Origin of the sequence: Streptomyces macrolidinus, from assembly GCF_023887685.1 — a bacterium.
GTDB lineage: Bacteria > Actinomycetota > Actinomycetes > Streptomycetales > Streptomycetaceae > Streptomyces > Streptomyces macrolidinus.
In genome coordinates this window covers 1-12407 of sequence record NZ_JAMWMR010000041.1, presented here as the reverse complement: position 1 = coordinate 12407, position 12407 = coordinate 1, and the positions used below count along the sequence as shown (strand labels likewise).

General features: G+C 69.8%; 9 protein-coding genes and 1 pseudogene. 4 read left to right on the top strand and 6 right to left on the bottom strand.

From position 1 onward, the window contains the following. Window positions 1-26: 26 nt before the first annotated feature. Window positions 27-491: a hypothetical protein gene (locus NGF19_RS28400; RefSeq protein WP_372505976.1), complete on the bottom strand. Its 465-nt coding sequence runs from the start codon at window positions 489-491 to the stop codon at window positions 27-29. A 343-nt stretch (window positions 492-834) separates the two neighbouring features. On the opposite strand from NGF19_RS28400, the gene NGF19_RS28395 reads away from it, so the two are divergent. Both NGF19_RS28395 and NGF19_RS28390 read left to right on the top strand, forming a co-directional pair. Next, window positions 835-4152, top strand: a complete 3318-nt coding sequence (locus NGF19_RS28395) for an ALF repeat-containing protein (RefSeq protein WP_252428478.1) — start codon at window positions 835-837, stop codon at window positions 4150-4152. A gap of 122 nt (window positions 4153-4274) precedes the next feature. Further along, the gene (locus NGF19_RS28390; protein ID WP_252428476.1) at window positions 4275-4640 is read left to right on the top strand and encodes a hypothetical protein; all 366 of its coding nucleotides are present in this window, start codon (window positions 4275-4277) and stop codon (window positions 4638-4640) included. A 262-nt stretch (window positions 4641-4902) separates the two neighbouring features. On the opposite strand, the pseudogene NGF19_RS28385 reads toward NGF19_RS28390, so the two are convergent. Then, a pseudogene (locus NGF19_RS28385) lies at window positions 4903-5307 on the bottom strand (cbb3-type cytochrome c oxidase subunit I); the annotation flags it as partial. A gap of 8 nt (window positions 5308-5315) precedes the next feature. Here NGF19_RS28385 and NGF19_RS28380 point away from each other — a divergent pair. Then, on the top strand, window positions 5316-6641 hold the full coding sequence (locus NGF19_RS28380; protein ID WP_252428474.1) for an HAD family hydrolase: 1326 nt from the start codon (window positions 5316-5318) through the stop codon (window positions 6639-6641). Between the two features lie 255 nt (window positions 6642-6896). On the opposite strand, the gene NGF19_RS28375 is transcribed toward NGF19_RS28380, so the two are convergent. Next, window positions 6897-7610, bottom strand: a complete 714-nt coding sequence (locus tag NGF19_RS28375; RefSeq protein ID WP_252428472.1) for a VIT1/CCC1 transporter family protein — start codon at window positions 7608-7610, stop codon at window positions 6897-6899. 1114 nt (window positions 7611-8724) lie between these two features. Here NGF19_RS28375 and NGF19_RS28370 point away from each other — a divergent pair. Then, window positions 8725-9693: a ferritin family protein gene (locus NGF19_RS28370; RefSeq protein WP_252428471.1), complete on the top strand. Its 969-nt coding sequence runs from the start codon at window positions 8725-8727 to the stop codon at window positions 9691-9693. Between the two features lie 104 nt (window positions 9694-9797). Here NGF19_RS28370 and NGF19_RS28365 read toward each other — a convergent pair whose 3' ends face one another. The 3 genes from NGF19_RS28365 to NGF19_RS28355 form a co-directional block, all read right to left on the bottom strand. Beyond that, a complete protein-coding gene (locus NGF19_RS28365; protein ID WP_252428469.1) occupies window positions 9798-10352 on the bottom strand; it encodes a DUF2231 domain-containing protein in 555 nt (184 codons plus the stop codon). Between the two features lie 508 nt (window positions 10353-10860). Further along, a complete protein-coding gene (locus tag NGF19_RS28360; protein ID WP_252428467.1) occupies window positions 10861-11427 on the bottom strand; it encodes a rhodanese-like domain-containing protein in 567 nt (188 codons plus the stop codon). A gap of 129 nt (window positions 11428-11556) precedes the next feature. Beyond that, a complete protein-coding gene (locus tag NGF19_RS28355) occupies window positions 11557-11922 on the bottom strand; it encodes a rhodanese-like domain-containing protein (RefSeq protein WP_252428465.1) in 366 nt (121 codons plus the stop codon). Window positions 11923-12407: the final 485 nt, after the last annotated feature.

The following is a 12407-nucleotide window of genomic DNA, read 5'->3' as shown; positions in this document are numbered from 1 at the left end:
GGGTGGGAAGAGCCATGGGGCGGCGCCTACTTGTTGGTGGAGATCTCGACCAGCATGTGATCGCCGTCCGCCGGGTCCGCCGCTTCTCCCACATTGGTCCAGGAGTCCTTGGCGATCTCGTAGACCTTCTCCCGATCGCCCACGGTCATCTTCACGGACGTCTCGTACGAGTTGCCCTTCACGCCGTAGACCGCGGGTATTTCCATGGTGAGGTAACCGCTGTTTCCGGTGACGCGGAAACAGACCTTGTTCTTGCTTCGCGCCTGTACTTCCAGCAGCCCTTCCTGACTTCCGCAGGTCGCGAGGACGATATGACCGTCACCGCGCTTCAGGACAATTCCCTGCTCTTCGAGAATCTTGTCCGCCCGCGGGTAATTGAAGTCCTCCACCGCGTACGGCGGGTTCTCTCCCGCCGTCATATCCGCTCGCAAGGTCCGGTCCTTGTGATCCGTGGCGCCGAACGCGACGCCCACACTCGCGGCGATCAGCACGCACGTCGACACGAGCACGCGACTCGCAATCTTCATCTCTCTTCTCCATAACGAAATGAATCCAAACGAAACACACACTGATCCTTCACCGTAGGGCGGGGTAGTCGGTCGGGCATACGGATTTACGGAGTTGTGACCTGAGGGGCGGGTCTGGGTCTATAGGCGCCGGTAGCGCGTAAATTGCGCTCTCTTCGTCAAATGTCGATCTCAAGTCGACAAAAGGGATGTCTGCGGACACCCTCTTGCTGAATAGTCGACCGCCCTGACAGGTTGTTGGCGAACTTGCATTTCGCTAAGGCGAGTTCGGCTGCTTGCAAACACTGTTTATGGGGGTGGAACGGGCATGCTGAGACGTAACCCATCGAGACGGAATACCTCCGAATGGGGCCCTTCGCGCCGGAGCTTTCTGACCCTGGCGGTCGCCGCCACGGCTGCTTCGGTCGTAGGGACGAGGAACTCACCGGCGTACGCGGCCGACGGAGCGGGGACGGGGGACAGCGACCGCGACCGGGCCGTCGACGCCTGGGTCCTCGGCGGCCGTGCCGTACGAACGGAAGCGAAACAGGCGCTCACCGGCGACGAGGCGGCTCTGACGGCCTTCCTCACCACGGGGTTGGCCAGGGCGCAGGCCGAGGACGACCGGGTCTCCGTTCTGGAGATGCTCAACTTCGCGGGTCCCGGTGTGCGGGCGAAGGTCCAAGAGGTCCTCAGCGGCACGGACGCGGAACTGCACGCGTTCGTCACCGGGGGCTATGAGCAACCGCTGGCCGACGATCGGCGGGTCGCGGTCCTGACGATCCTGGGCGCCGGTGGCAAGGCCGTGGTGCGCGAGGCGAACAAGGCCCTGGACAACGGCTCGCCGGACGTGCTGGACGGCTTCCTCCAGGAAGGGCAGTACAGCGCGCGCGAGGAGGACGAGCGGTTCGAGGCGACCTCCATGCTCGCGGGCGCCGGTCCGAACCTGACCCAGGCCATCAACCGGGCGCTGGACGGCACGGCGGCCGACGTGAGCGAGTTCTTACGCTATGGGCAGCACCTCGCGCGTGCCCGTGACCAAGAGAAGCTGACGATCGACCAGTTGGTGGTGCAGGCGCAGAACGCGGGCGCGCGTGCCCACACCGCGACGGTCGAGGCCAAGGAGGCGGCCGAGCACGCCGAGGCCGCGTCCGTCGAGGCCAAGAAGGCCGCCCTGCTGGCCGCCGACGAGAGCGCCGCGGCCAAGGGCGACGCGCTCAAGGCGTCACGTGCCGCCGGACGGGCCGCCGACGCGGCGAACGGCGCGGCAGCCGCGGCCCGTACCGCGGTCTCGGCGTCGCACACCGCGATCTCCGCGGCCCACACGGCCGCGAGCGCGGCCCAGGCCGCCGCCGCCGCGGCCGGCGCCGCCTCTCGCGCCTCGGTGCGCGCCTACCAGGCCGCCTCCGCCGCGTCGAAGGACGCCGGTCAGGCGGCGGCGGCGCGCGAAGCCGCCCAGGTGGCCCGGGACACGGCCAAGAAGGCCCGAACCGCCGCCGCCGCGGCCTCCGCCGCCGCGGACGCGAGCGCCCAGGCCGAGACGTCGAGCGCCGCCGCGGCCCGTGCGGGACAGAACGCCGCGGCGTCCGCCAACGCCGCCGCGGACGCGGCAGCGGCGGCGGGTGTCTCCCAGGCCGAGGCCAAGCGGGCCAGAGATGCCGCCGCGTTGGCCACCCGCGCCGCCAACACCGCGACCGCCGCGGCCAATCGGGCCGCGGCCCTCGCGTCCCGGGCGGCCACCGCCGCGCGCGATGCCCACAAGGCCGCCAACAGCGCAGCCGATCACGCGGACGCCGCAGCCGCTGCCGCCGAGGACGCGGCCAAGCACGCGGGCGAGGCGCAGGACTGGGCCAACGAGGCGACCATCCAGGCCAACAAGGCCGTCGCGGCGGCCACGGACGCCGCCGCGGCCGTCACCCAGGCACAGGACATCGCGGCCCTCGCCCGTGAAGCGGAAGCGGCGAAGCTCGCCGAGGAACGCACCCTGGCCGTCGAAGCCGCCCAGGAGTTGAAGAAGGAAGAGGAGCAGAACCGCTCCCGGATCGAGCAGATCCAGACCCAGCAGGAGCTGACCGACCAGGAGACCCGCGATCTGCTGGCCCGGGCGCGGTCGGAGAGCGATCCCGCGCAGGTGGCCGTGCTCGGGCGCAAGGCCGCCGTCAACTTGATGGACGCCGTGGGCACGTGGACACGGCAGGCCGCGCAGGACGCGCTCGCCGGTGACGACCAGGCGGTGGTCGACTGGGTCGGGCGCGCACATGGCGACGCCATGGCACTCGATGACCGGGAACGCGTGCTCACGCTGGCCAACGCGGGGAGCGCCGTGCTCGCCGACGCGGCCCAGAAGGTGCTCGCGGACGACGATCAGCAGGCCGTGACGGACTTCCTGGCCGCGGACGCGCTGGCCGTTCAGGCCGACGACTACCGCGTGGAGGTCCTGAAGACGCTGCAGGGCGCCGGAAGGGCCGTGACGGCCGCTGCCAACGCGGCGATGGACGACGGCAGCGTCGAAGCCCTGCACGAGTACCTCCTCACCGGCTTCGCCAAGGCCAAGACCGAGGACGACCGGGTCACGACCCTCGCGGCTCTCGACGGTGCCGGCCCCAATGTCGAGGCCGCGGCCCAGGCCGCGCTCGAGGGGCCTCAGTGGATGCTGGAGCGCTTCGTCACCTCGGTCCGCTACAAGGCCCAGCAGGCCGACGAGGACACGGCCACCCATGTGGCGGCCATCCAGGCGCAGATCGCCCGAGCCGCCGCCATCGCGGCAACGGCCTTCCAGGAAGCCGCCGAAGCGGCCAAGGCGGCGGCCGACGCGCGCGGTGCCGCGGCGGAGGCCCAGCAGTGGGCGACCAAGGCCGCCAACTCGGCGACCAGCGCGAAGGGTTACGCCGACGACGCGCAGAAGTCGGCGGCGAAGGCGGACGTTTCGGCGGCTGCCGCGGCGGCCTCGGCCAAGCTGGCCTCCGACGCGGCTGCGGCTGCGCGTTCGGCCAAGCGGCAGGCCAACTACTCGGCGAACCAGGCCATTTCGTCGGCCAACACCGCTGTCGCGGCGGCGAGCAGCGCACAAGCCTCGGCCGACCGTGCATACGCTGACGCGATCGCGGCGGGCAAGGACGCTGCTGCCGCCCGATCGGCGGCCACCGAGGCGAAGGCCGTGGCGCAGCAGAAGCGGCAGCAGGAGATGGCCGCGGCGGCGGCCAAGGCGGCTCAGCAGGCGAAGCAGAACGCCGAGCAGGGCGTGAATCCCGCTGAATCGACGGCCAATGACAAGGTCGACTTCACCGAGATCGACAAGGAGGCCACCAACAACGCCGCCGAAGCCGCCACCTACTTCGGGCGGGTGAGCGCGGTGCTCGGCGGGGCCGCGGTGGTCGCCGCGTTCATCCCCGGCGGGCAGCTGGTCGCGGGCGGACTTGCCGGAGCGTCGCTCTTGTTCGCGGGAATCGGCGCCCTGTACAACGCCAAGGCCTACGGTTGGGGAAGCTCGCAGTTCATGGGGTCGGTCGGCGGCATAGCTCTCGCCCTGGGTCTCGGCGGCGTGGGAAGCCTCGCCGCGGATTCCATGGTGAGCCACGTCGGCAAGGCCGCGGTGCGAGGAGTCCACGACACCGTGTCGTCCGTGGTGGGCTGGTTCTCGTCGTAAGCGCGTCGTGCAGGTGCACCGGGTAGGTGCGTCTCGTAGTGCGTTCTCGACGAGGGGCCGAGGGACGAGGAGTCGGCAGACTCCGCATGCTCTCGGCCCCTCGTCGAGAGGAACGGAATGCTGTGAAGGATTCACCGCTGTGGTGGCTGTTCGCCGCGACAAGCGTCGTCATCTGGTTCTCTGTGATGCTCCCCGCCATGCCCACGCGCAAGCACAAGGCGTTCGTCTCCTGCGGCCCGGCGCTCGCTGCCGTCCCGCTGGCGGCGTACTGCCTGAAGTCCAAGGAGCCCTTCACGGAGATACTCCCCTTCTACTGCGCGCTGATCGTCTCCGTACCGGTGGGAATCCTGGGGCATCGCAAGGCCCTGCGCGAAGTGCTGTCGGACCCCGACATCCCGTACGAGGAGGCGACCGGCCCCTGGACGCTGCAGGCGGGTTGCGCTCTCGTCGTATTCCTCGGCCTCGCTTCTTACTATGTGGCGAACTGAAGGCCGTTCCGTCAGAGGGCTGGACCGGCCGGTGAGACGCCGCGTTCGCCCCGGATTTGTGAGCGGGCGTCTCCGCCGAGGACGCGCTCAGCGGCGTTCGGTCGGCTGGTGGTGGCGGTGACCTGGTCGGTGGACTCGACCTCGACGCCGAGGTGGTCGAAACGGGTGTCCTGCCCGGCGGGGCTCCTCCCTCCTCAGCCGTCGCGTCCTCCTCCAGTGATCATCACACAGCATTACCATCGATTGCAGACCAGAGCCGAAACATGGACAGCCCCAGCAGGAACGATCCGATGGTGGAGATCATGTTCAGCGCCGTGAAGCCGTCGGCAGCCGGATAGTCGACGTAGCGACGGGGCATCCCCTCGGCGCCCAGCCAGTGCTGCACGAGGAACGTCGTGTGGAAGCCGACGAACAGCGTCCAGAAGGTGATCTTGGAGAGGCGTTCATCGAGCATCTTGCCGGTGAACTTCGGCCACCAGAAGTGGAATCCCGCGAACATCGCGAAGACGACAGTGCCGAACACGACGTAGTGGAAGTGCGCCACCACGAAGCAACTGTCGGAGACATGGAAGTCCAGCGGCGGTGACGCCAGGACGACACCGGTCAGACCACCGAACGTGAAGGTGACCAGAAAGCCGGTCACCCACAGCATGGGGCTCTCGAATGAAGGGGGCGGTGCGGGCCGTTCTCGGGCTCACGGAGGCTGACAGTCCGGTCGCGGAGCGCGTGGGGGAGGTGACGCGAGGCTTCGCGAGCCGGGGCTACCGGGCCATGGCCGTCGCGTGCGCCGACGGCGGCGGATGGCGCGTGACCGGGATGCTGGGCCTCCAGGATCCGCCACGGGAGGACTCCCGCGAGACGCTTGAGGAGGCCGGACGGCTCGGCGTGCGGGTCAAGATGGTGACCGGCGACCGGGCGGAGATCGCCCGGGAGATCTGCGGCCGGGTGGGCCTGGGCGCCGACGTTCTGGAAGCCGGGCGGATCGAACGGCTGGAGGGCGAGGATCTCGCGCGCACCGTGGCGGAGGCCGACGGTTTCGCGCAGGTGGTGCCCGAGGACAAGTACCGCATCGTCCAGGCCCTGCAGGAGCACGGCCACATCGTCGGCATGACCGGTGACGGGGTGAACGAGGCCCCGCCCTGCACCGTGCGGACGCGGGGATCGCAGTCTACGGCGCCACCGACGCGGCCCGCGCGGCATCAGACATCGTTCGTCTTCCTGGCCCCAGGCCTGTCGACGATCACCGAGGCCATCCGCCGGTCCCGCGAGGTGTTCCGGCGGATGGAGAACTACGCGATCTACCGGATCACCGAGACCATCCGTGTGGTGCTCTTCGTCACCCTCACGATCGTGGTGTTCGCGTTCTTCCCGGTCACGCCTATCCAAGTGGTCCTTTTGGCCATCCTCAACGACGCGGCCATCCTGTCCATCGCCTATGACCGGGTACGGCCCTCCTCCCGGCCGGAGCGCTGGGACCTCACCGAGGTGATCGCGATCGCCGTCGTCCTTGGCCTGCTGGGTCTGGTCTCGACGTTCATGCTGGTGTGGCAGGCACACCTGCCACTCGGGCTCACGGACGTTCAGGTGCGGACCTTGGTCTATCTCAAGCTCTCGGTCAGCGGGCACCTGACCGTCTTCCTGGCCCGCACTCGCGGCCCGTTCTGGTCCTACCGGCCCTCCTGGATCCTGCTCACGGCCGTGATCGGCACCCAGATCCTCGCCACCGTGATCGCTCTCACCGGCTTCCTGATGCAGCCCATCGGCTGGGGCCTGGTCGGGCTGGCCTGGGGCTGGGCCTTCCTGGAGTTCCTGCTGCTGGACCCGGTCAAGCTGCTCGCCTACCGTGTCCTGGAACGACACGGCAAAGCGGAATACCTGAGGTCGACCGCTACCCCGGACCGCCCGGTGGATGCGGTCACCGCTCCGAGCCGTGATGGATCGGCTCGGTGCCCTTGTGGAGAGTGCTTCTCTCCTGACGGGTGTCAGGAGAGAAGCCGATGAGTCAGCCGAGACCTGCGTCACCCGTCCACAACCTTCCGGGACAGAACGCCTGGTGCAGCTCTGCTCCGTGGAGCGACGAGGCCAGGTGGGAGCGACGGACGACTGCTCATCTCTACGGCGTGCCGAGGCCGCAGAAGCCGGCGAGGACGCTTGGCGACAGATTGCTCGTGAATCCCGCAGGGGGCCATGACGCCGAGCGGTCGTGACCGGCCGTGTTGTCCTGCGGGCCCGGTCAGCGGCACGGTCACGGTGTGCTCAGACGCCGGACACATGGGCGAGTTGGCCGACGGCCGCCGTGATGGCCATGGCGAGCCCGCCGCCGATGACCACGCGCAGCGCTGGACGCAGGATGGTGGTTCCGGCGGCGCGGGCGGCGAGCACACCTGCCAGGGCGAGGCCGCAGAGGGTGACCGCGACGATCAGCCACAGGCGTGCGGTGGTGGACCCGGCGAGCAGGCCGAGGAACGGTACGAGTCCGCCGCCGAGGAAGCTGGCGGCGGAGGCGAGGGCGGCCTGGAGAGGGTTGGCCGTGGTGTGCTCGCTGTGGCCGAGTTCGTCGCGCAGGTGAGCTTTGAGCGGGTCGGCCTCGTGCAGCGCCTCGGCGACCTGGCGGGCGAGCTCCGTCGGCACGCCCCGATCCTCGTAGATGGCGGTGAGTTCGGCGAGTTCGGCTTCCGGGGCTTCGGCGAGTTCGCGGGCCTCCTTCGCCCGGTCGGCGGTCTCCACGTCGACCTGGGAGCTGACGGAGACGTACTCGCCGGCGGCCATCGCCATCGCACCGGCGGACAGACCTGCCAGGCCTCCGGTGACGACGGTGGAGGTGCTCGCTCCGCTCGCGGCCAGGCCCACCATCAGGCTGGCGACGGAGACCAGGCCGTCGTTGGCGCCGAGTACGGCGGCCCGCAGCCAGCCGGCCCGGCCGGCAGTGTGGCTTTCCTGGTGGGGGTTGACCATGTCGAAGAAAGTCATCGGGTTCATGTTCCTATCGGGCCGTCAGGAATCAGTAGCGATGGGAAGCCGGCCTGTCGTCCCTTCGGGGCGGCTGTTGGGGCACGGCGTGATCGGTTGCCGTGGGCCTGGGAGAAGGGCGAGCGGTCCCGGCGCGGACGTGCGGCAGGGGGCGCGAACTGGTTGGGCGGTGACGTACGAGGTGAGGTCGGGCAGCACGACGTCGGGTCGTGGCCTGTCCTCAGCGCGCCCCGCCGCGGGCCCGGCACAAGGCAGTCGGCGATCACCGGATCTCCCTTGCCGGAACCCACCGCGTCCTAGCTAGGGCCTGTCTGACAATTCCCGTCGCGCGGCAGACGGGAATTGTCAGACAGGCCGCGGTCGTCGCCATACTCGTCTCACCCCGCTCCCGTACCCAGGCCACTGGCCAACCTGTTCGGCGGTTGCCCCTATCGTGCTCGGACGCCGAGGGCGATCACTTGGGCCGAACGGGCCCGACTTCGTCTGAACACGCCCGTTTGATGCGGTGACCTGGAGCATCTGCGGGTTCAGGCCGCGCCTCGGCGGCAGGGCAAACGGCTGACACGGCACAGTCGGCGGTCGGTCCACCCACTCCTGTCGTACGACCACGTGATTCGTCGGGGCGTTACCGACGTCCTCAAGGCCGGTCGGATCCGACGACGGCCTGACCAACACCCGCGCCCGCCTGCCGAGCAACATCGACAGCCCAGCCGCCGTCGAGCACGTCTCGGTTCGCGCGTGGCGCGTCGGTGACCGCCGAGGAGACCGGATTACTCGCCCGCCTGGGATCGACCTGTCAGTCCGCGAGGCCGATAGGCCGGAGCAGTTCGTACGGCCCGCGCATACCGACCACCCGACCTGGACGGCGTACGACGACGGAACTCATCCGGGAACCGTATCCGCGGAAGCTGGACGGTGACCGGCCGATGCGGAGGTGGCAGACCACCCGCGAGGCTTACGGCATGGCGGCCTGTCAGTCGTCGACCCCCGCAGCGCAGGAGCCGTCATGGCTGTGCGTAATCACTCGGAAGGGTTAAGTGAAGGCGCGGAAGCATGTGTGTGCGGGTCGCATGGGAGGGGCGCTCGCACCCGCAGTGCCCTGAAGGAGGACGTCATGTTCCGCCACTCGATACGTACGCTTCTGGTCGGTCTGTGCTCGCTGACCGCGGTTTCGCAGGCGACCACGGCCGTGGCCGCTGCCCTGCCGGCCGATCAGCAGCGGGCAGCGCACACCGCCGCCGGGGCTCGCCACTCGCAGACGGTTTCCGACCTGGCCACCGTCGTGAAGGGCGAGGCATTCGCCTATGCCTCCTACGGCCTCCTCGGTACCCAAGCCGACCGCGAGGCTCACCCGGCCATCGGCAGGCTCTTCCGGACCACGATGCAGTCCGGGCTGAACGAGAACCTGCGTCGGGCTGCCACCCTGGCAGGCATGGTGGGTGGGAACGCGGCCAACCTGCGTCAGGCCATCGAAGGTGAGTCCTACGAGCATCAGGTCATGTACCGCGGTTTCGCCGACCAGGCCCGCAAGGACGGAGACCTCGAGGCCGCCAGGCTGTTCACCGAGCTCGCGGCGGACGAGGGCCGCCACCGCGACGCCTACCGCACCGCTCTCACGGTCGTGACCACCGGCCGCGGCACCATCCCGGCGCCGCCGAAGGCCGACGTGGTGTCGGTGCCCGCCGGTCTGCCGAAGGTGAAGGCCGCCCGCACCAGGGCCAACCTCGATACCGCCATGCACGGCGAAGCGCTCGCCCACGCCAAGTACATGCTCTTCGCCGCTCATGCGCGACAGACCGGCAACCCCGCGCTGGCCCGCCTGTTCGAGGGAACCGCCGGCGTCGAGCTGCACGAGCACTTCGCCGGCGAAGCCGTCCTGGCCGGTCTGGTCCGCACGACGAAGACGAACCTGCGACAGGCCGTCATCCGGGAACACGACAACGCGACGACCCTGTACCCGATGTTCGCCAAACGTGCCACCGCCGTCGGCGACACCGCCGCCGCCCGCTGCTTCCGCGAGATGACCGCCACTGCGGCCAAGCGCGCAGCCGCGTTCCAACAGGCACTCGACCAGATGCACTGATTCCGCTCTGAGGCGCGAGACCGGCTGGACCCAAAGTAGAGTGTCCGGCCGGTCGATGCGTGACATCGGTCGGCCGGGCCGGCATCGGCGCGGCTGTCGCCGCGTCACTCCCTGCCGCCGGAGCCACTTGTCGAGAGAACGTCGTGCCAGACCGCCCTCGCACCCGACTCACCGATCCAGTACACCTCGATGACGGCGCCGACGGCCACGGCCAGGGCGATCACCAGCGCCGCGACGCGCACCGGAACGGAAGAGACAAGCCGAGCCACGGCGGACGCTCTGCCCTCGGCAGGGCTCTCGGCCGCACCGCCGTGCTCACGGCCCCGGCGCCGGGCGGCGCGGCCGAGCAGCCAGACCACGATCGTCATCACGAACAGTGCGATTGCCCAAGGAGTGAGATCGGAGCCCATCTCCGTGTGCTCTTCCGTCAGCGCGGTCTCCTTCACCCGCTCCTCCAGCCACTCGCCGGACTCGGTGGTCAGCACCACCAGGACAAGAGTGACAAGCCCCAGTGCCGGCAGCACCCAGGTGAGCCGACGCGCCGCCGAAGGCCACAGTGCGCAGACGACGAGCGCCAACGCTGTCAGTGGGACCAGTACCACTGCACCGTGGACGAAGAATGGATGGCCGGGAAGGCCGTTGATCAGCCCAACACTCACGAGGTCTCCTCCGAGGTACGCAGGACTCGTCCAGCCCGATGCGTTGTCGCCTCGGGCATTGTGCGGCAGATGTGTCCGCGCACAAGGATCGTGGGCGCGTATGGAGCAGTGCCCGGAGTGCCACGTCGCTGTCGCACCTGCCAGGTCGCGGACTGACCGTGAGGATTTATCGACCAGGGGGAAGGCGAGCGCGATGAGCTCGGCTGATCTGCCGGTTCACACCGGCGAGACATTCGATCTCGCCTTGGGCGCGGCACAGGGCGGTGGTGGCCTCTGGGGCACCGAGCGCGTGGGCCCCAGAGCCCGGAGAGACACCAGCCCGGTAGGTTCCTTCTCTGACTGGCAGCGGTGGCCGTCCGTGCGACGCGCTCTGCTCACCCTCGTTCCGCCAGAGTGCTCGGGGGCGAGTGACTCCACCGGCACACCTTCGCCGCCCCGCCCGCACCGAGGCCCGGCTGCGGACCGCCATCTGTGTTCGGCGGTTGTGCCGGGTCCGGTACGGGGTGTGTCACTTCCGCAGGTTGCCCAGGATGTCGTCGAGGTCGGCGGTTCCGGTGCGGGGGCGGTTGTAGGGGAGCTTGCCCAGGAGGTTGCCCATGGCGCAGGTGTTGCTCAGGGCGGAGAAGACCAGGCCGGCGCCGACGGCGGCGGAGACCCAGCGGGCACCGGGCAGTGCGAGGTCGACGAGCATGCCGAGAATCACCAGGGAGCCCGCGGCGAGCCGGACCTGACGGTCCATGGCCCATACGGCGCGGGCGCCGGCGGGTCGGTCCAGCGGTCGGCCGCCCTGGGCCCACGCGGCGGTGCCGCCGACGACGGTGAACGCGGGGATACCGGCTGCCGCGAGCTGGGAGCAGGCGGTCTGGGAGCGGGCGCCGGAGGCGCAGACCACGGCGAGTTCGCCGCGCTCGGCGGCGGCGCGCAGGTCGGGCAGGGCGCGCTGCAGCTTGTCGAGCGGGATGTTGTGGGCGCCGGGTATGTGTCCGCCGGCGTACTCGCCGGGTGAGCGCACGTCGATGACGGTGAACTGTCCCAGGCGGGGTTCGAGCTGCTCGGCGGTGAGTGAGGCTGCCATGGTGGGGGTGTTCCTTTCGGTGAATGTTTCGCAGCGGTGTTGGTGGGGGAATCGCCGCAGGTGCGGGACTCGGAGGTCGGGGGGCGGGTCAGTGCGGGGCGGAGGCCGGGTCGGGGTCGGGTGAAGCGGTCAGATGACCTGCCCGTCGTGACCGGCGTTGTCGTGGACGGGCAGCTCGGCCGTGGCCCAGGCGCGCATTCCGCCGGAGACGTTGGAGACGTCCACGCCGCGGGCGGCGAGGAGTTCGGCGGCCTTCTGGGAGCGGTTGCCCGAGCGGCAGATCGCCAGCACCGGGCGCCCCTGGGCCGCAGTGGGGAGGTCGGCCCCGGCGGCGACGGCGATGAGCGGCTGCCAGACGGAGCCGGGCGCGTGGCCCGCGGCGTACTCGTCGGCCTCCCGGACGTCGAGCAGCACCGCCTCGCCCGCCTGGGCACGGTCACGGGCTTCGGTCACGGTGATCTGCGCGGGGCCGGAGGCGTGCGCGAAGAGCGGCATGGCGGTCCTTGAGGGGTCTCGGTGGTGGGTCTGGGTGCTCGGTCCGCAGGATCAGACCGCGAGCACGGGCCTGATCGGCAGGGCCGTCAGTGAGACGGCTCCCTACGACACGGGTGATGCGGGGCCCGGTGGCGGGCTGCCGTGGCCGATGCCCGGCCCCGGTCCTGCTGAGCGGATGTCGGCGCGGCGATGCGGCTGCCCGGTCCCGTGACAGCCGAGGTCTCCGCGGAGTGCATGCGCTCCTTCCGGTGGATACCCAGGGGGGTATGCTACCCGCATCACCATATACCCCCGGCGGTATTCCGGGGCCCGCTGTGCGTCGTGGGCCGCGTCACCTCGTGGGGTCGCCCGGTGGTGCCGGGCGCATCGGCGGAACCGTAGGAAATAATACCCCCGGGGGTATTATTCACGGTGATGCCGCACCCCCTACGGCTGCAAAGGAGACCCTTGTGTTCTTCGCCCAGTACTACCTCGACTGCCTCTCC